Source organism: Plantactinospora mayteni, assembly GCF_016862935.1.
Classification (GTDB): Bacteria; Actinomycetota; Actinomycetes; order Mycobacteriales; family Micromonosporaceae; genus Plantactinospora; species Plantactinospora mayteni.
Genome location: NZ_BONX01000062.1, coordinates 28,172 through 46,717 on the forward strand (window position 1 = coordinate 28,172; position 18,546 = coordinate 46,717).

The 18,546-nt window shown below is 72.2% G+C and carries 13 protein-coding genes; 8 read left to right on the plus strand and 5 right to left on the minus strand.

Annotation, left to right across the window (positions count from 1 at the left end):
- The first annotated feature begins 20 nt into the window (after positions 1 to 20).
- The 4 genes from Pma05_RS37345 (at position 21) to Pma05_RS37360 (ending at position 4,345) form a co-directional block, all read left to right on the plus strand.
- Complete coding sequence (locus Pma05_RS37345; RefSeq protein ID WP_203862252.1) at positions 21 to 428, plus strand: BlaI/MecI/CopY family transcriptional regulator; 408 nt, start codon at positions 21 to 23, stop codon at positions 426 to 428.
- A 233-nt stretch (positions 429 to 661) separates the two neighbouring features.
- Entirely contained in the window at positions 662 to 1,696 is a 1,035-nt protein-coding gene (locus Pma05_RS37350) for an iron ABC transporter substrate-binding protein (RefSeq protein WP_203862253.1), read from the plus strand.
- Between the two features lie 28 nt (positions 1,697 to 1,724).
- On the plus strand, positions 1,725 to 3,278 hold the full coding sequence (locus Pma05_RS37355; protein WP_203862254.1) for an ABC transporter permease: 1,554 nt from the start codon (positions 1,725 to 1,727) through the stop codon (positions 3,276 to 3,278).
- Positions 3,275 to 4,345, plus strand: coding sequence for an ABC transporter ATP-binding protein (locus Pma05_RS37360; protein ID WP_203862255.1), 1,071 nt, complete (start codon positions 3,275 to 3,277; stop codon positions 4,343 to 4,345). The genes Pma05_RS37355 and Pma05_RS37360 overlap by 4 nt, the downstream gene beginning before the upstream one ends.
- Before the next feature lie 47 nt (positions 4,346 to 4,392).
- Here Pma05_RS37360 and Pma05_RS37365 read toward each other — a convergent pair whose 3' ends face one another.
- From Pma05_RS37365 to sigJ, 4 genes are all read right to left on the minus strand, one after another.
- Positions 4,393 to 5,382, minus strand: a complete 990-nt coding sequence (locus Pma05_RS37365; protein WP_203862256.1) for an NAD-dependent epimerase/dehydratase family protein — start codon at positions 5,380 to 5,382, stop codon at positions 4,393 to 4,395.
- Positions 5,379 to 7,973 carry an alpha/beta fold hydrolase gene (locus tag Pma05_RS37370; protein ID WP_203862257.1) on the minus strand — a complete coding sequence of 865 codons (2,595 nt, stop codon included), beginning with the start codon at positions 7,971 to 7,973 and terminating at the stop codon, positions 5,379 to 5,381. Before Pma05_RS37370 ends, Pma05_RS37365 begins: the two co-directional genes overlap by 4 nt.
- The gene (locus Pma05_RS37375) at positions 7,970 to 8,992 is read right to left on the minus strand and encodes a 3-oxoacyl-ACP synthase III (protein WP_203862258.1); all 1,023 of its coding nucleotides are present in this window, start codon (positions 8,990 to 8,992) and stop codon (positions 7,970 to 7,972) included. Before Pma05_RS37375 ends, Pma05_RS37370 begins: the two co-directional genes overlap by 4 nt.
- Before the next feature lie 510 nt (positions 8,993 to 9,502).
- Positions 9,503 to 10,438 (minus strand): RNA polymerase sigma factor SigJ, encoded by a 936-nt coding sequence (gene sigJ, locus Pma05_RS37380; RefSeq protein ID WP_239313935.1) that lies wholly within the window; start codon positions 10,436 to 10,438, stop codon positions 9,503 to 9,505.
- 249 nt (positions 10,439 to 10,687) lie between these two features.
- Between sigJ and wrbA the strand changes: the two genes are divergently transcribed.
- Positions 10,688 to 11,296, plus strand: a complete 609-nt coding sequence (gene wrbA, locus Pma05_RS37385) for an NAD(P)H:quinone oxidoreductase (RefSeq protein WP_203862259.1) — start codon at positions 10,688 to 10,690, stop codon at positions 11,294 to 11,296.
- A gap of 92 nt (positions 11,297 to 11,388) precedes the next feature.
- Here the strand turns inward: wrbA and Pma05_RS37390 are convergent, their stop codons facing one another.
- Positions 11,389 to 11,571 carry a hypothetical protein gene (locus Pma05_RS37390; RefSeq protein ID WP_203862260.1) on the minus strand — a complete coding sequence of 61 codons (183 nt, stop codon included), beginning with the start codon at positions 11,569 to 11,571 and terminating at the stop codon, positions 11,389 to 11,391.
- A gap of 896 nt (positions 11,572 to 12,467) precedes the next feature.
- On the opposite strand from Pma05_RS37390, the gene Pma05_RS37395 reads away from it, so the two are divergent.
- The 3 genes from Pma05_RS37395 (at position 12,468) to Pma05_RS37405 (ending at position 18,533) form a co-directional block, all read left to right on the plus strand.
- Positions 12,468 to 14,171 carry an AfsR/SARP family transcriptional regulator gene (locus Pma05_RS37395; protein ID WP_203862261.1) on the plus strand — a complete coding sequence of 568 codons (1,704 nt, stop codon included), beginning with the start codon at positions 12,468 to 12,470 and terminating at the stop codon, positions 14,169 to 14,171.
- Positions 14,172 to 14,196: 25 nt separating this feature from the next.
- Entirely contained in the window at positions 14,197 to 16,503 is a 2,307-nt protein-coding gene (locus tag Pma05_RS37400; protein WP_239313937.1) for a TOMM precursor leader peptide-binding protein, read from the plus strand.
- A 92-nt stretch (positions 16,504 to 16,595) separates the two neighbouring features.
- Entirely contained in the window at positions 16,596 to 18,533 is a 1,938-nt protein-coding gene (locus Pma05_RS37405; protein WP_239313939.1) for a TOMM precursor leader peptide-binding protein, read from the plus strand.
- Positions 18,534 to 18,546 lie beyond the last annotated feature (13 nt).

The window sequence follows — 18,546 nt, forward strand, 5'->3', positions numbered from 1 at the left end:
AGCCGATACAGTCGGCGGTGATGAGCACGACGCAGCCCGCATCCGAGGCCGATTCATCCGATCCCAAGCGTCGGCGCCCCGGCCAGTTGGAGACCCAGGTGGTGACCATCCTGGTCGAGGCCGCCGGCCCGCTGACCCCGGGCGAGGTCCGCGACCGGCTCGATCCCACCGGCGGGCTCTCCTACAGCACGGTGGTGACCACCCTGACCCGGCTGTTCGACAAGGGCGCCGTCAGCCGCCAACGGGACGGTCGGGCCTATCGGTACGGCGCGGTACGCGACGCCGCCGCGCTGGTCGCGGAGCGGATGAGCCGGCTACTGGCCGCGGAGGCCGATCACACCTCGGTGCTGCGCCGGTTCGTCGGCACCCTCGACGAGCGGGACGAGCAGATCCTCCGCACCCTGCTGGGCGAGCACCCGGACACCTGACGTCACCCGACGATCCGCGCAGGTCGCGCCGAGCGGATCAGCCCCGGCCCGGTACACCTCACTCGTCCGGCATGCCCATCGGGAGTTGACTTCTACAGTCTGTAGATGCAGGATCGCTCAGGTAAGGCAAACCTAATTGAGGTTAGCCTTCCCTGTTGCCATCGATGGCGGTCGTGTCGACCAGACCGCCCGGCCACAGGGTCCGGCTGACCCGTACCCCTCGGAGGACCTAGATGCGCGGCGCCCGCGCCCTGGCCGGCATCGCAGCCATCACGCTGCTCGCCACCACCGGTTGTTCGACGTCGGAACCGACGACGGAGGCCGGCACCGACCCGTCGGACGTGACCCTGACCCTCTACAACGCCCAGCACGTCGACCTGGCCGAGGCGATGGTCAAGGACTTCACGGCGCAGACCGGGATCAAGGTCCAGCTACGCAACGGCAAGGACTTCGAGCTGGCCAACCAGATCGTCGCCGAGGGCGCCGCGTCCCCGGCCGACGTGTTCATCACCGAGAACTCTCCGGCGATGAGCCTGGTCGCGGCCAAGAGCGGCTTCGCCACCGTCGACCCGGACACCCAGCGGCAGGTACCGGCCCGGTTCACCCCGCCAGACAAGTCCTGGGTCGGATTCGCCGCCCGGCAGACCGTCTTCGTCTACAACCCGTCGCTGCTGCCCGCGGCGCAACTGCCCACGTCCCTACTCGACCTGGCGAAGCCCGAGTGGAAGGGCCGGTACGGCATCGCCGCCGCCGGCGCCGACTTCCAGGCCATCGTCAGCGCCGTCCTCGCCCTCCAGGGCCCCGAGCAGACCTCCGCCTGGCTGACCGGGCTGAAGACCAACGCGAAGATCTACCCCGGCAACGGAGCGATCCTCAAGGCGGTCAACGCCGGCGAGATCCCGGCCGGAGTCATCTACCACTACTACTGGTACAAGGACCGGGCCGAGTCCGGCGCGAACAGCAGCAAGACGGAACTGCACCTGTTCGACGCCAAGGACCCGGGCGCGTTCCTGAGCGTCTCCGGCGCAGGCGTCCTCAAGTCCAGCAAACACCCGAAGGAAGCCCAGCAGCTCGTCGCGTACCTGACCGGGGCCAAGGGGCAGCAGATCCTCTCCGACAGCACCGCCCTGGAATACTCCATCGCCAGCGACGTGCCGGCGAACGCCAAGCTCAAGCCGCTGTCGGAGTTGAGCCCGCCGGACGTGGACCTGTCCAGGCTCAACGGTCCCGAGGTGATCGCCCTGATGCAGAAGGCGGGCCTGCTGTGACCCGTACCCGGCCGAGGTGGTGCCGCCGGTGACGGTGACATCGCTGGCGCGGCGGTGGGGTGCCCGGACGTCCGGGTACCCCGTCGCCGTTGCCGTGACCGCCGCCGCCGTGGCCGCCCTGACGTTGATCCCGCTCGGCTATGTCGCCTGGTTCGCCGTCGGCGAGGGCTGGCACGCCGCGTACCAGCAGTTGGTGCGACCACGCGTCGGTGAGCTGCTGTGGAACACCGCCCGGCTGGCGGTCGCCGCGATGACCGCCAGCGCGGTTCTCGGTACCGCCGCCGCCTGGCTGACCGAACGCACCGACCTGCCCGGCCGTCGGGTCTGGCACGTCCTGCTCGCGGTGCCGCTGGCCGTACCGGCATTCGTCAACAGTTTCGGCTGGGTCTCGCTGAGCCCGGCGGTCGAGGGCTACGGGGGTGCCGTTCTCGTCGTCACCCTGTCCTACTATCCGCTGGTCTACCTGCCCGCCGCCGCGACCCTGCGTGGTCTCGACCCGGCCCTCGAGGACACCGCCCGCGCCCTCGGCCTCTCGCCGACGCGCGTGTTCCTGCGGGTTGTCGTGCCCCAACTGCGTCCGGCCATCCTCGGCGGCACCCTCCTGGTCGGGCTGCACCTGCTGGCCGAGTTCGGGGCCCTCCAGATGCTGCGGTTCCCCACCTTCACCACCGCCATCTACGACCAGTACCAGGCCACCTTCAACGGTCCCACCGCCACGATGCTCGGCAGCGTCCTGGTCGTCGCCTGCCTGCTGTTGCTCGTGGCGGAGCTACGGCTGCGTGGGCGGGTCCGGCACGCCCGACTCGGACCGGGCTCCGCCCGCCGCGCGACACCGGTACGCCTCGGCCGGCGGGCACCGGTCGCGCTGACGGCCGTCGCCGGCATCGTCGTACTGGCGCTCGGGGTACCGCTCGCCAGCCTGGCGTACTGGCTCGTCACGGGTACCTCCACCCGGTTCCCGGTCGCCGACCTGACCGCCGCCACGGTGACGACGCTCGGGCTCGGTGTCGCCGGGGCAGCGGTCACCGTCACGCTCGCGCTCCCGGTCGCCTGGTTGACCGCCCGCCGCCCCGGACGGACCAGCACCGCGATCGAGCGGGCCAGCTACTTCGGCAGCGCGCTGCCCGGCATCATCGTCGCCCTCGCCCTGATCACCGTCTGCATCCGGCACGTCCCCGCGCTCTACCAGACCACGGCGATGCTGCTGGCCGCGTACGCGATCCTGTTCATGCCCCGCGCCGTCGTCAGTCTCCGGGCGGCTCTCGCGCACGCGCCCCCGCACCTCGACGACGCCGCCCGCGCGCTCGGCAGCGGACCACTCACGGTCGCGGTCCGGGTGACCCTGCCACTGATCGCCCCCGGGATCGGCGCCGGCGCGGCCCTGGTCTTCCTGGCCATCACCACCGAACTCACCAGCACACTGCTGCTCGCCCCGATCGGCACCGCGACGCTGGCCACCCAGTTCTGGGCCAACAGCGACGCGGTCGCCTACGGCGGCGCCGCACCCTACGCCGCGCTCATGGTGATCCTCTCGGCCCCGATGGCCTACCTCCTCACCCAGACCACAGGCAGGATCCGATGACCGACCTCACCATCACCGCACTTGCCAAGTCGTACCCAGACCAGAACGTGCTCGACGGCGTCGACCTGGAGGTACCGGCCAGCACCCTCACCGCCGTCCTCGGGCCGTCCGGCTGCGGCAAGACCACCCTGCTCCGCCTCGTCGCCGGCTTCGACCGCCCGGACTCCGGCACCATCACCATCGGGCCCAGCACTGTGACCGGCGACGGCAGCTGGATCCCGGCGCACCGGCGGCAGATCGGCTACGTCGCGCAGGAGGGCTCGCTCTTCCCACACCTGACCGTCGCCGCCAACATCAGCTTCGGGCTGCCCCGGCGCGAGCGCCGCAACCAAATCCGTCTCGCCGAACTCCTCGACCTCGTCGGACTCGACCCGGCGCTCCGGACCCGCTACCCGCACCAACTCTCCGGCGGGCAGCAACAGCGGGTCGCCCTCGCCCGCGCGCTGGCGCCGAAGCCCCGGGTGGTCCTGCTCGACGAGCCGTTCTCCGCCCTCGACACCGCGCTACGCGAAGGGACCCGCCGGGCCGTGGTCGCGGCGCTGACCGCGACCGGCACCACCACCATCCTGGTCACCCACGACCAGGCCGAGGCGCTCTCCCTCGCCAACCAGGTCGCCGTGATGCGCCACGGACAGCTCATCCAGACGGGTACGCCCACCGACCTCTACCGTCGACCCGCAGACCTCGAACTCGCCGGATTCCTCGGCAGCACCGTGATCCTGCCCGCCACCATCACCGACACGATCGCGCAGACCGTGCTGGGTGCCGTCCCGGTCCGCCGACCGTGCCCGGGCGGCAGCGACAGCGTCATGATCCGGCCCGAACAGCTCGCGCTGGCCCCGCCGGAGCCCGGCGCCCCGGCGGCGCACGTCACCGCGGTCACCTTCTACGGACCCGACGCCGTCGTCGACCTCAAACTCCCCGGAACCACCACCATCACCGCCCGGGTACCGAGCCACCAGGCCCCGGAGGTCGGCACCGAAACCGGCGTGACCGTGCACGGCACCGCCACCGCCTACCCGTCACGGGTCGAACACCTCCGGCCGGCCGGCGCGCACTCGACCTGATCTTCGGACGCCGAGCGGTCCCCGCGCTGCCGCTTTCCGACCCCGGCTCAGGAGGTGCCGGCGTCGTGCCGGTGGGCGGCGGCCAGCCGGGCGAATCCCTCCCGCAGGGTGACCTGCGGTGACCAGCACAGCGCCTCCCGGGTCCGCCGTTGGTCGAACCAGTGCGCGGTGGACAACTGCTCGGCCAGGAACCGGGTCATCGGCGGCTCTTCGGTGCGCGGCAGCACCGACCAGAGACGCTCGAGTACGGCGCCGCCGGTCTTGGCCGCGACCACCGGCACCCGAAGCCGCGGCGACGGCGCCCCGGCGGCGGCGCAGATCCGGTCGATCAGCTCGGCCACCATTCGAGGCTCGCCGTTGGAGACGACGAACGCCTGCCCGTGCACGATGTCGTCGGGTGCCCGGTCGAGCGCGGCGACGATGGCGTCGGCGGCGTTGTCGACGTACGTCGTGTCGATCAGGGCGGTACCCCGGCCGACCAGGGCCAGCCGGCCGGACCGGGCTCGTGCGACGATCCGGGCGACCAACTGGGTGTCGCCGGGTCCCCAGACCAGGTGTGGTCGGACGGCCACGACGGCGAGGTCGGGCGAGTCGGCGGCCAACGCGAGCAGCTCGGCCGCGGCCTTGCTGCGGGCGTAGTTGCCCCGGGCCCCTCGGGGATCGGCCTGGTCGGCGCCCACCCCGACCAGGCCGGCGCCGTGGTGGGCGACCGACGGCGAGGAAACCTGCACGAACCGCGTAACGCCGGCCGCCCGGGCAGCGTCGAGCATGGCGGCCGTGCCACCGATGTTGGCGCGTGCGAACTGTGACCAGGGTCCGGCCATCGACACCTTCGCGGCCAGGTGGATGACCGCGTCGACTCCGCTGACGGCCGGGCGTACGGCGTCCGGGTCGGTGATGTCGCCACGCCGCTCGTCCGCCCCGGGCAGGGCTGCGGACCGGCGTTGCAGGACTCGGACGTTGTCGCCCCGGAGGATCAGGGCAGTGGCGACGGCGCGGCCGAGCATGCCGCTGGCGCCGGTGACCAGGACCTTCACAATCCGTTGAGCCTCCCGCCGGCTAGCACCCGTTCGGCCCATCGACTCAGCCGGGAACGGTCGATCTTGGAGTTGTGCCGGATGTCGGTGGGTAGCGCCGGAACGAGCAGTACGGCCACGACCGGCGGTGCGACCACCGCGCGTACCGCGTCGGCGAGTTCCCGGTCCGCCGGCCGGGGCCGGGGTACCGGTGGCCGGGTCTCGGCGACGACCACGACCTGCGCCAGCCCACGCGGCCCCACCCCGACCACCGCGGCCCGGGCGATCTGGGCCAACGACTCCACCTGCTGTTCGATCCCGACCGGCGTGAGCACGCCGTCCGAGGTGACCAGGACGTGCGCCAACCGACCCTGCACCCAGAGCCGCCCGTCCGGGTCGAGGTGGCCGACGTCGCCGGTGCGGTGCCAGCCCGGGTTGCGGGAGCTGACCCGCTCGGTGAGCCAGAGAGCGTCGTAGCGGTCCTTGGTATGTGCGGCCCTGACCATGATCTCGCCGGTCAGCCCCGGGGCGCAGCCCGGCTGGCCGGCGGGCTCGCCGCTCGGATCCAGCGCGGCGATCGCCACCTGCACGCCGGGCAGTGGCCGGCCGACGCAGACCCCGTCCCCCGCTCCGACGTCGACGATCTCGTCCAGGGTGATGTCGGTGACCGGCAGCACCTCGGTCATCCCGTACGGGGTGTGCGGCTGCGCACCGGGCATCAGCGCCCGGGCCTGCGCGAGCAGCGTGGCGGGTACCGGTGCTCCGGCGCTGAACAGCAACCCGACCTTCTCCAGCGCGGCGCGCTGCCGGCTGTCCAGCGCCCCGCCGGTGTCCACCACGTTGCGCAACGCGGCCGGTGAGGCGAACACCGCCGAGGCGTCGACCGCAGCCGCCGCTTCGGCAAGGGCGGCGGCGGTCAGTGTCCGGGGTGCGGTCACCCTCATGTCCGGGATCGCCGAGGGGGCGCCGAGGGCCGGCCCGAAGAGCGCGAACGGCGCGAACGCCGCCACGATCCCGGCCCCGGGGTCGAGGCCGAGGTCGGAGAGCACGTCACGCATCGCGGCGAGCTGGCGGTGGGTGTAGACCGCGCCCTTCGCCGGACCCGTGGAGCCGGAGGTGAACAGCACTGCCGCGTCATCGTCCGGCTCCGGCGCGGGAGGCAGCTCCTGATCACCCGCGCCGAGCCGGGCGAGCTTGCCCAGGGTCAACGACCCGAGGACGGCGGCGCCGCGTCCGGCCCCCAGCCTCCGCCCCGGCCAGCGCAGCACCCGGGCGGCAGCGAGCCCGGGGCCGATCGCGATGATGTACGCCGGAGCCGCGCTCCGCAGTGCCCGGTTCATGCCGGCCAGTCCCAGCCCCGGATCGGCGACCACGATCACCGCGCCGATACGCAGGCAGGCGTAGACGGCGGCGGTCAGGTCGGCGCCGGGCGGTACCAGCAGGGCCACCCGGTCACCGCGGCGCACCCCGGAGGTGGAGAGCCCGGCGGCGATCTCCCGGATCCGCCGCCACAGCAGCGACCAGCTCACCTGTCGGCCGCCCTGGGCCAGCTCGACCAACGCGACGCGCCGGTCGTCGGCACGCTCCTCCAGCGCCGCCCACAGTGGACGCCAGCTCACGGCGGGTTCCCGGCTCGGCTCCGGAGCCGGGGTCGGCCGGTCCGCCGGGGTCGGCCGGTCCAGGTCGGTCAGCCAGCGTACGACCGCATCGGCGACGTCGGCGTCCTCGGCGAGCAGGTGTCCCGCCCCCTCGAACCGGTGCAACTGGGCGTGCGGCAGTCGGGTCCGCAGGTCGCGTAGGTGTGCGTCGCCGAAGACCGGGTCACGCGGCCCCCACAGCAGCAGTGCCGGCACCTCGGCCAGCGTCTCCAGGTGCTGTGCGACGTCGGCCAGGGCGGACCAGCTCGGGTGCTCCGGGGTGAGCGGGATGTCCGCCACGAACCCGCCGATCGCCGCCCGCCGGTCCGGCGTCAGGTACGGGGCGAGGTAGCCGTCGCGTACCGGCGCCGGTAGCGACGGGTTCGCCAACGCGAGGGTGGCCCGCAGGAAGGTCGGGGTCGACACGGTCACCGCCGGCAGGATGCCGGGCAGCCGGGCCAGTCGGATCAGCGCGGGTGCCGGCGATCCGTTCGGCTGGTGTACCGCCGTGTTCGTCAGCACCACGCCGCGCAACTGGGCACGGTGGCGCAGCGCCCAGCCCAACGAGATGGCGCCGCCCCAGTCGTGCCCAACGGTGACGACCGGACCGGTCAGGCCCAGCGCGTCGGTGACCGTACCGAGGTCGGCGATCCGCTGCGCCAGGCCACGTGTCGTACCGGTGCGTTCCGAGAATCCCATGTCCAGATGGTCGACGGCGACCACCCGCCACCTCGGCGCGTCGGGCTGACTGAACCGGGCCAGCAGGTGCCGCCACAGGTACGACCAGGTGGGGTTGCCGTGCACGCACAGCAACGTGCCGACGTAACGCCGCTCACCGGCGGTCTCCGCCCCACCGCTGTCCAGCACGTGCCAGGTACGCCGCACGCCCTGGCTGTCCACCGCGCTGACCGACCGGGACCAGGCGCGATCCACCCCGGGCAGTACCGCCGGGAGCAACTCCTGCCGACCGCTCACCACACGATCTCCAGCGCGCACGTGTTCAGGCCGGAACCGACGCCCATGCACAGCACCCGGTCACCGGAGTTCAGCGAATCGGCGTGATGCGCCAGGGTCAGCGGCAGCGACGCCGGTCCGATGTTGCCGAGCAGCGGAAACGTCACCGGGACCCGGGCCGGGTCGAGGCCGAGTCGGTCGACGACGCCCTGCGTGTGTGCCACCGAGACCTGGTGCATCACGTACAGGTCCATGTTCTGCCAGTCCCACGGGCCGACGTGCGCCCAGGTCGCCTCGGCCAACTCCAGACCCGCGTCGAGCAGACCCTTCGCGTCGGTACGCATCGTCGTGTCGTCCCCGACACACAACTGGTGGTGTTGGGTCGCGGCCCGACTCACCCCGCCGACCAACCGGTGCCCATCCGTGTGCTCGTCCGCGGCGGCCAGCACCATCGCCGCCGCGCCCGAGCCGAGCGTCAACGTGGCGAACTGGTCCCGAACGTCCTCCCGGGTGGTCTCCGGGCGGCGCAGCCGGTCGATGGTCGCCTGTTGCGCCTGTCGGGAACTCTCCCCCGCCACGACCAGCGCGTACCGGATCTGCCCGGCGTCGATCATGTTGGCGGCGACCTGGATCCCGTTGACGAACCCGAGGCAGGCGTTGGCGATGTCGAAGTTCAATGCCGACTGCGGCAGGCCCAGCGAGTGGTGGATGGCCACCGCCGTCGACGGCTCCAGGTGCGCCCGGGACACGGACGTGTTCACCAGCAGGCCAACATCGCGCGCGTCGACACCCGCCTCCGACAGCGCCTTCGCCCCGGCCATCGCCGCCGCGTCGGCGAAGCTGAAGCCCTCCGGCCACCAGCGCCGCTCCCGGATGCCGGCGATTCGCTGGAGCATCCCCCGGCGCAGCCGCAGCCGCCGGAAGGTGTCGCTCAACTCCTCGTCGATCTGTTCGGAGGTCACGATCACCGGCGCCTCCAGCGCCGTCACCGACAGCATCGCCGTGTTGGTGTAGCGATAGCCAGCATTACTGTCCGTCATCCAGCCCCCGTCCGTCGGCCCGCCCTGAGGGTCGAAGTTATCCACTCCAGCCGTCCGCCACCAATGGCCCACTGAATCAGGGGCGCGCATCACCGGCTGTCCGGGGCTCACAACCACGCACCATGGACCCCGAGTGAGACTTCGACAACTATGGGTAGCCGCACTCCATCTCGCCGTCGAACTCGGACAATTCAGCGTGCTCCCGGCTATTTCCGGATCGGCGACGTCCCCGGCGCCCCACCCCTCGAGCACGCCGGACCCGCCGGGCCACCGCTGTCCTCATTGGAGTGACGGTATCGCCCATCACGAGGTTTCGCGGCCGACGACCGGCCGGGCCAGTACTCCACCGACACCCCCGGCGGGGCGACGGTCCACGTCTTCGCCCACGACGAGGTCCGCGACTCGACGACCTACCCGACTCCCGTACTCAGCGGATCCGCGAGGGACCCGGGCCGCGCGATCGGCGCCCGTCACCGGATGTGCTCGCCGACTCGGGTCCCTCTTCGGCCGTCAGCCCGTCGTCCAGGACCGGAGCTTCTCGGGGTTGCGGACCGACCAGATGCGCGTGATCCGGTCGCCTGCCACATCGAACGCGATCACCGTCACGGTGACGCCATCCAACTGGGCCACCAGGCCGGGCTGACCGTTGACCGAACGCTCCAGGATCGTCAACTCGGGTACCCTGCCGGCGACCTCGACGAACACGCGTGCGACCTGCTCACCGCCCTCGACCGGGCGGAGTTCGGCGCTGACGAGGCCACCGCTGTCGCCGATCGCCGTGACGTCGGGGTCGAGGAGGCCGATGAGGGCGTCGATGTCCTTGGCCTCCCATGCCTGTTTGAAGTCCCTGATGATGCTGGCACGGCGCACCGCCGGAGTCGCCGGAGCCTGCGGCGCGCGAATGCGGCGACGGGCCGAGGAGGCGAGCTGGCGACATGCCGTCGGGGTACGGCCGACGATCTCGGCGACTTCGGCGAAGGAGTAGCGGAAGACATCGTGCAGGATGAACGCGACGCGCTCGGCCGGGGTCATCGATTCGAGTACGACGAGGAAGGCCATGTTGATCGACTCGTCGAGGGTGACCCGGTCGGCCGGGTCGACCGAGCTGCCGTCCGTCCGCCCGTTGATCCACTCCGCGCGTTCGGGCAGCGGCTCCGGGATCCATTCGCCCACGTAGCGCTCCCGTCGAACCCGTGCCGAACCGAGCAGATCGAGGCAGATGCGGCTGGCGACCTTCGTCAGCCAGGCGCCGGGGACTTCGATGGCTTCCTGCTGTTGCCGGGACATGGCGTACCAGCGGGCGTACGTCTCCTGGACGACATCCTCGGCATCGGCCAGCGAGCCGAGGAGCCGGTACGCGAGATTGATCAGCAGGCGCCGCTCGCGCATGATCGCGCCCAGCCGCGGATCGGACCGGTCCGCTCCGGGCCCTGATCGGGTGCTCATGGTGTCGCCGACTCCCCTTGGTCACAACTGCCTCACCAGTCCGACGAAACATCGCACCGAACTGTGAGGTCGGCGCGTCGCCTCACATTCGGGGCGGTTGGGTCGTCGTACTCCTCAGCCGAACCCCCGTCCGGCGCCCCCGCTGGCGCTCGCGGGTAGGCGGCGCACCAACTCCGCCCCGCAGCCCCGGGTTGCGGCAGCACCCACCGGGGGCACCGGACGGAACCCGCGAAGGAAGGAAACCGACCCATGGAACCCGTGAAGCTCGCGATCATCTACTACAGCGCCACCGGCACCGTGCACGCCCTGGCGCGAGCCGCCGCCGACGGCGCCGGGAAGACCGGCGCGGACGTGCGGTTGCGCAAGGTCGCCGAACTGGCCCCACCGGAAGCGATCAACGCCAGGCCGGAGTGGGCCCAGCATATCCAGGACACCGCCGACGTCATCGAGGCCAGCCCCGACGACCTGGCCTGGGCCGACGCGGTGCTGTTCGGCACCCCAACCCGGTTCGGCAATGTGGCCGGCCAGCTCAAGGCGTTCATCGACACCACCGGACCGCTGTGGTTCCAGGGCAAACTGGCCGACAAGGTGTACTCGGCCTTCACCGCGTCCAACACCGCCCACGGAGGCCAGGAGTCCACCATCCTGGCAATGGGAAACGTGTTCTACCACTGGGGCGGCGTCATCGTGCCCCCTGGCTACACCGACCCTGTCCAGTTCCAGACGGGAAATCCCTACGGCACCTCCCACGTGACCGCCGATGGCCCGCCCGGGGACGTGGTGCTCGAAGCGGCCCGTTACCAGGCCCGCCGCGTCGTCGACACCGCGGCGGCACTCAAGACCGGCCGCGCTGGCTGACCCGGCCCAGCCACAGCAGGGTCACTCTCGCAGCGGCGGCCCCGGCGCGTGTGGCCGGGACCGCCGCTGCGGTACCCCTACCCGTCAGGTGCTCAAAGAGTGTTCGCGACAAGGTGGATCAGCTGCCACAGCAGCGCGCTGAGGACGCCGCCGGAGATCGCGGCGACGAGGAGTGCCGGCCACCCGCGCCGGAGACGATGCACAGTGGCCAGCCACACCAGGCGCGGCTGCGACACCTGCCGCAGAGGCGCGGCCGGGCGTTCTGACAGCAGCATCGGCCATGGCCAACCTTCCGCACAAGGGCGCCCACCGTACCAAGATCGCACTTGGCAGCGGGTGTCCGAACGAGAGACGCCGGAGCCACCGCCTGGACGGGAATTGCGGAATGCCGCCCGCCCGCCGAGAAGGACGGCTAATTCCATCGACATCACCGGGATGGCGAGTCCGCCCGAGCGCTTCCTCGCCGGATTCGTCAGAAGTCTTATCGCGAGCACGCCGGCGATAATCGAATTAGCCACCGATATTCCGCCGTCTACACACGATGCGGCGACAGGTCGTGCCGGCGCGGCCGGACATGGACGCGGAGGAGCCGTGGCGAGGCGACGAAGACCTCCGGCGCGCAATTGAGGGGCAGATCACGGTGGCTGTGGCCCACCCTCGGCGTTCACTCCGATGTGCTCGGACGGTCGAGCAGCCGACGACTCCCAGCCAACGGTTCGGCATCGCGCCCTGATAACGCGGCGCTACCCGGCAGCACCACATCACCCCGATAAGTACCGTTTGTTTGATTAGCGACCGATGCGCGACTGAGCGGTAACTCGATGCACGGTGGGCGGTATGCGGGTGCACTTCCGGCCCGGTCCGTGATCTCCAATATTTAGATCTCGCTATTGAACGATCGTTTCGGTCTCCGTAACATGATCTCCGGTCTCGGGCCGGCCGCCAGCTGCCGACGACCGGAAATGGTGGTCAGCCCGCCGGCGGATCGGCCGGCTGCTGTGGAGAATGCGTCATCGTCAGGGGAAGTCATGTGCGTTCGAGACAGCCTGTGGGTTGACCACCCGGCGTTCGCTTCCATGCCTACGCTCGGGCGCCGGTCCGCACGGTGTTCGCCGTGACCCCTGGCGAACCGGCGGTCCGACAGCCCAGGTTTCAGGTCCTCGGTCCGCTGATGATTGTGTACGGCAACGACTCCGTGGTGCTGCCACCGTCGAAGCCGACCATCCTGTTGGCCACGCTGTTACTCTACGCCAACAACATCGTCACGGTGGAAGCGCTGTGGAAGGCGATCTGGAGTGACGAGCAGCCCACGGCGGCCCGCGCCGCGCTACAGACCTGCGTACTGCGGCTGCGCCAGCTCTTCACCAAGTACGGAATCGCCAACGACGTCATCGAGACGGTGCCGGGCGGCTACCGGATGGTCGCCGACGCCGAGCGGCTCGACCTCGTACACTTTCGCGAGCTGGTCCGTCGCGCCGCTGACGTCGAGGAGCCGACCGAGCGGCTGGGCCTGCTGGACGAGGCGCTCGCACTCTGGCACGACTCGCCGCTGGCGAACGTGCCCTCCCCGTCGCTACGGGCCGATGTCCTCCCCCGGCTCGTCGAGGAGCGGCTGCGGGTCGTCGAGCGGGCCAGTGACCTCCGGATCGCGCTCGGCCAGGCCGGCGCCGCGCTGCCCGCACTGTGGAGCGCGTCCCGGGCCCACCCGGGACATGAAGGGATCTCCGAGCGGCTCGCCGAGTCGCTGTACCGGACCGGTCGGACGGCGGAGGCGCTGGCCGAGATCCGGCGGATCCGGGACTATCTCCGCGACGAGTTGGGGGTGGATCCGGGCCGTGCGCTCGGGCAACTCGAGATAGCCATCCTGCGCGGCGACCGGTCGGGGCAGCCGCCGGCCGAGAACCCGACCCGCCCCCGGGCCGTCGAGACCGGCGATCCCTTCCCGGCGGTACCCCAGTTCACCGGCCGGGCGGAGGTCAGCGCGGCGATCCTCCGGGAACTCGGCCCGGACCGGGCCGGTTGCGGCACCGTCGTGGTAACCGGCCCGCCCGGGATCGGCAAGACCGCGCTGGCCCTGCATACCGCCCGGCTGGCCGCGCCTCGCGGTGCGGGAGTGCCGAGCCTGCTCCGGGCGGCCGGCCCGGACGGCTCTCCCCGGCCCGCCGAGGAGATCGCCGCTGATCTGCGGGCCGCGTACGAGCGGTCCGGCACCGGGACGGCCGGCCGGATGCTGGTGGTGCTGGACGACGTCAGCGCCGTGCAGCAGATCCCGGCGGACCTGCTGCGGTGGAACCCGGACCGCTCGGTGATCGTGACCAGTCGGATGAGCCTGGCTGGCCTGGTGGCCCGGCACGGCGCCCGAGTGCACCGGCTGGACGTACTCAGCCCGGACGAGTCCACCGAACTCCTGCGGGTACTGCTCGGCGCCGCCCGTGCCGACGCCGAACCGGCGGCGCTGCGGGCCCTCGCCACGGCCTGCGGCCACTTTCCGCTCGCCCTGCGGGTCGCCGGGGCCCGACTGCTGACCCGACCCAGGATGCGGATCGACGACGTGGTCGCCTGGCTGGCGCCCGACCGGATCGACCGGCTGACGCTCCCCGACGACCCGCAGATGTCGGTGGCGCACCGGTTCCGGGGGTGGCTCGACCAGCTCGCCCCGCCACTCGTGGACGCCTTCACCCGGATCGGCAGCACCGCCCCGCCGGTCTTCGCCGCCACGGACGGCGCGGCGGCGCTCGGGGTCACCCAGGTGGTGGCGGAGGCGCTGCTTGACCGGCTGGTCGACGCCCATCTTCTCGAAGAGGGATCCGGCCACTACACGATGCACGAACTGCTCCGGATCTTCGCGCGCGGCTTCGCCCGCCCGGTGTCATGAGAAAGGTGTGGCCCAGTTGTCCGCAATGTACGAGCGAATCGCCCAGACCAGGCCGCGGATCCGCCGGGACGTGCTCTTCACCGGCACGCCGGAGGGAGTGCTGTTCCACAATGCCGAGGGCGGGTTCACCCTGACCTCCAAGTCGGCCTATCGTTTCGCCAGTCTGCTGGTGCCGTACCTGGACGGGCGGCATCAGGTCGCGGAGATCTGCGCCCCGCTCGGTCCGAACCAGCGGACCATGGTGGTCGAGCTGGTGAACGCGCTCTACGAACGGAATCTCGCCCGGGACGTCCCAGTCGAGACCGGTCCTGGGCACGACCTGCCGGCCGAGGTGGCCCGCCGGTTCGCCGCCCAACTCGCCTACATCGAGCACTACCAGGACACCCCGGCAGCCCGGTTCCGGCGATTCCGCGACACCACGGTGGCCGTACTCGGATCGGGGCCGGTCGCCCGCTCCTGCGTACGCAGCCTGCTCCGCAACGGTGCCGCCCGGGTCGCGGCACAGCCGGCGGACGACCGGGGCGAGCCACGGCTCGACGAGATCGTCGCGGAGGCGCGGGAGCTGACCGGGGACGGCTGCCCGGCCGAGATCGTCCCGATCGAGTCGACCCTGCTCTCCTGGTCCGACCTGGCGCCGTACGACGTCGTCGCCGTGGTCGCGGACGAGGGGCCACCCGGGCAGACGCTGGGGCTGCTCGCCGCCGGGGTACCCGTCGGCCGGACCCTGGTTCCGGTCTGGTCGTTCGGCGAACGAGCCATCGTGGGGCCGACGAGCACCACCGACAGCCGTGGGTGCTGGGTCTGCGCGGCGCTGCGGCTGGGCGCCAACGGGGACCGCGCGGCAGCGGCCGACCTCTGGAGCGGATCCGGTCTGCCGGTGGTCACGCCGGTCCCTCCGCGCCGGCCCGTGGGACCGGTGGCGGCGATGCTGGGCAACCTGGTCGGCTACGAGATCTTCCGGATCACCACCGGCGTACTGCCGGCGGAGACCGACGGGAAGATCATCATTCAGAACCTGGAGTCGGTGGACGTGCTCGCCGAGGAGTTGCTGCCGCACCCGGGCTGCGCGCGATGCTCCGCGCTCGGCCCGGAGCCGGGCGAGCGCCGGCCGGCTCGGGCCGCGAGCGGCTCGGCGACCCTCGGAACAGAAGTGGCCGGCGGCGACACAGCGCAGGTGACCGGCGGCGACACAGTGCCGGGCGTGCCGAACGGGCTCGTGGACCTCGACGCTGAGGTGGCCGGCGGCGACCCGGCCGAGGCGGCCGACCCGCAGGCCGAGGCGGACGCGATCCTCGCCGAACTCGATGCGCGGATGGTGCTGGTCGGCCGGCATGCCGGCGTGTTCACCGGGTTCGACGACGACGGATGGACGCAGACTCCGCTCAAGGTGAGCACGGTGGAGTTCTCGCTGGGCCACGGGCCACGGCGGCGGATCGCGGCCTTCGACGTACACCACGTCGCCGGAGCCCGCCGTCGCGCGTTGCACGTCGCGGCCGAGGCGTACGCGGCGTGGGCGCCGCCCCGGCCCGACGGCCCCGTCCCGGCGGACCTGCCTCGGGTGCTGCCGGCGGCGTTGAGTATCGCCAGCGGGGTCGTTGCCGAGGGGTCGGTCCGGTACCGGCCGGCCACCTCGCTGCTCACCGGCGAGCGCTGGCAGGTACCGGCCGGCGCGGTGCAGCCGCTCGGACCGGACAACCGGGATCGGACGTTCCTGACCGGATCAGGCGGGAACGGTGCCGGCGGGTCACTCGCGGCGGCGACGTGGCGGGGACTGCGCTCCGCCCTGTGCCACCTCGCCCTGCTGGCGGCGATCCGCGGACTGACCCCGGCACGGCGGGTCGCGCCGGAGACGGTGTGCGGCAGCCCGGAACTGGAGTTCCTGGTCAAGTCCGCGGACAACCTCGGGGTCGGGCTGGAACTGCTGGACCTCACCCCGACCGGTCCGGCCGGGACGCAGGTCCTGCTCGCCCGGCACGTCGACCGGTACAGCGGGGTCAGCGGGTGGCGGGCCGCCGCGCACACCTCGTGGAACCGGGCCGCTGTCGCCGTCGTACGCGACCTGCTGGGAGCGGTGCAGCTCGGCCGGCAGCTTCCGGACGGTACGCCGGTCGACGCCGGTGACCCGCTCGTCGCCGACTTCGACCCGGACACCCTGGAGGCGACCGAGGTCGTCGCCGCCCGAGTCGACGTCCGGCACGGTTGGCCGGAGCTGTCCACCGCTCTGCGGGCCTCCGGATACGACCCGCTCGTCGTCCCGACCACCCCGGTCGACCTGCGGATCGGTGGCATCGTCACGGCCCGGGTGCTGCTCGCCCGCCGGGACGAACGGTGACCGCCCCGGCACCGGCCCGGCAGCGCCAGCCCGACGCGGTCCCGTCGCCGCCCGGCCGGCCGGTGGAGTCGTCCGGCCACGTCCTCGCGGAGTTGCTCCGGGAGGCGCTGCGGGCGTCCGGAGGGCCGGGACCCGACGTCGAGGTGCACGAACTCGGCTTTCGGGACGAGCTGACGGTGGAAGTCGAGGAGGGGCCGGCGGAAGGCGGCCGGCCGGTTCCGGTCTTCCTCTACGGGCACCACGCCGTGATCGGCCCGGTGCCGGGGACCACACCGGACCGGCCGGGCTGCGCCCGCTGCCTGGCCCGCCGGTGGCAGTCCGTCCGGCCGGCCACCCTGCGCGACGCACTGGAACTCGGTGGCGGGACGCGGCCGGTCGGCGCCTCCCCGTACCTGACCCGGTTCGCCGCCGACCTGCTGGCAGCGGTCATCCGGGCCGAGACGGGCCACGCCCGGCCCGGCGCCGAGCCCGGCGGCGTCCAGTCCGGCGCCGAGCCCAGCAGTGTCCGGCCTGACAGCGAGTCGGGCGGCGGGACGGCCGGGCCGGCGGTGCACCACGTCGACCTGGTGACCTTTCGGGTACGCCGATGGCCGCTGGCGCCCGACCCGGAGTGCCCGCGCTGCGGCCGGCGGGTGCCGGACAGCCGGGAGCAGGCGACCCCGGCGCTGGGGCCGGCGCCGAAACGCTCCCCTGACTCGTTCCGGCTCCGACCGGTCGAGGCGTACCCGCTCGATCTCGACGCGTTCGTCAATCCGGTCTGTGGCGCGCTGAGCGCGTCGGCGATCCACGATCTCTCCTCGACCTCCACCGCCGCCGTGATCGGCGCGTTCACCCTGCGCTCCGGGCAGTACCTTCGGGAGACCCTCTACGGCGGGCACGCCGACAGCTACGCCGCCAGCGCCCGGGTGGCGGTGCTGGAGGGTCTGGAGCGGGCCGCCGGGCTGCGGGCCCGGGGCAAGGCCGCGTCGGTGGTCGCGTCCCTGGACGACCTCGGCGACGCGGCGCTGGACCCGCGCACCTGTGGTGTCTACGCCGACGACTTCTACCAGCGGAACCCCTACCTGGTCAGGTTCACCCCGGATACCGAGGTGAGCTGGGTGTGGGGCTACTCGCTGCGGGACGAGCGCCCGATCCTGGTACCCGAGGTACTCGCGTATTACCACACGCCACCGGTGGAGTCCCGGTTCGTGCAGGAGACCTCGAACGGCTGCGCGTCGGGCGGCAGCCTGGCCGAGGCGGTCTACTTCGGACTGATGGAGGTGGTGGAGCGGGACGCCTTCCTCCTCGCCTGGTACGGCCGGGCGGCGTTGCCGGAGATCGACCCGACGACCAGCACCCGTCCCGGGACCCGCCAGATGGTCGACCGGCTGGCGATGTACGGCTACCAGGCCCGGTTCTTCGACACCCGGATCTCCTTCACCATCCCGATCGTCACCGGCGTGGCGGTACGTCGCGACGGCGGTCTCGGCACACTCTGCTTCGGCGGCGGCGCGAGCCTCGACCCGGAGGCGGCGTTGGCGGCGGCCCTCTGCGAGATCGCCACCGACGCGGTGAAGGTCCGGCTCCGGGCCGGCGCGGACGAGGCGCGGCTGCGCCCGATGCTGGACGACTACGACCTCGTCCGTGGCCTGCACGACCATCCGTTGCTCTACGGCCTCCCACCGATGGCGCGGCACGCCGCGTTCCTGCTCGACCCGCGCCCGGACGGGCCGGCGCCGCTGCGGGAGCGTTTCGCGACGGTCTCGCCGCCCGCCGCCGACCTCCTCGACGACCTGCGACGGTGCGTCGACGAGATCGGCGCCGCCGGCTTCGACGTCATCGTGGTCGACCAGACGATGCCGGAGGAGCGCGATCTCGGCCTGCACACGGTCAAGGTGATCGTGCCGGGGCTGGTCCCGATCGACTTCGGGTGGCAGCGGCAACGGGCGCCGTTGCTGCCGCGGACGCGTACCGCGCTGCGGGCGGCCGGTCTGCGTGACCGCGACCTCCGCCCGGAGGAACTCAACAACGCCCCACACCCGTTCCCGTGACCGGAGGTTTGGC

What these genes read in the sequence shown, in the direction of transcription:
- Pma05_RS37395 (WP_203862261.1), top strand. Translation starts at nt 12,468, where the DNA reads ATGATTGTGTACGGCAACGACTCCGTGGTGCTGCCACCGTCGAAGCCG.
- Pma05_RS37345 (WP_203862252.1), top strand. Translation starts at nt 21, where the DNA reads ATGAGCACGACGCAGCCCGCATCCGAGGCCGATTCATCCGATCCCAAG.
- Pma05_RS37350 (WP_203862253.1), top strand. Translation starts at nt 662, where the DNA reads ATGCGCGGCGCCCGCGCCCTGGCCGGCATCGCAGCCATCACGCTGCTC.
- Pma05_RS37400 (WP_239313937.1), top strand. Translation starts at nt 14,197, where the DNA reads ATGTACGAGCGAATCGCCCAGACCAGGCCGCGGATCCGCCGGGACGTG.
- Pma05_RS37375 (WP_203862258.1), bottom strand. Translation starts at nt 8,992, where the DNA reads ATGACGGACAGTAATGCTGGCTATCGCTACACCAACACGGCGATGCTG.
- Pma05_RS37390 (WP_203862260.1), bottom strand. Translation starts at nt 11,571, where the DNA reads ATGCTGCTGTCAGAACGCCCGGCCGCGCCTCTGCGGCAGGTGTCGCAG.
- Pma05_RS37360 (WP_203862255.1), top strand. Translation starts at nt 3,275, where the DNA reads ATGACCGACCTCACCATCACCGCACTTGCCAAGTCGTACCCAGACCAG.
- wrbA (WP_203862259.1), top strand. Translation starts at nt 10,688, where the DNA reads ATGGAACCCGTGAAGCTCGCGATCATCTACTACAGCGCCACCGGCACC.
- sigJ (WP_239313935.1), bottom strand. Translation starts at nt 10,438, where the DNA reads ATGAGCACCCGATCAGGGCCCGGAGCGGACCGGTCCGATCCGCGGCTG.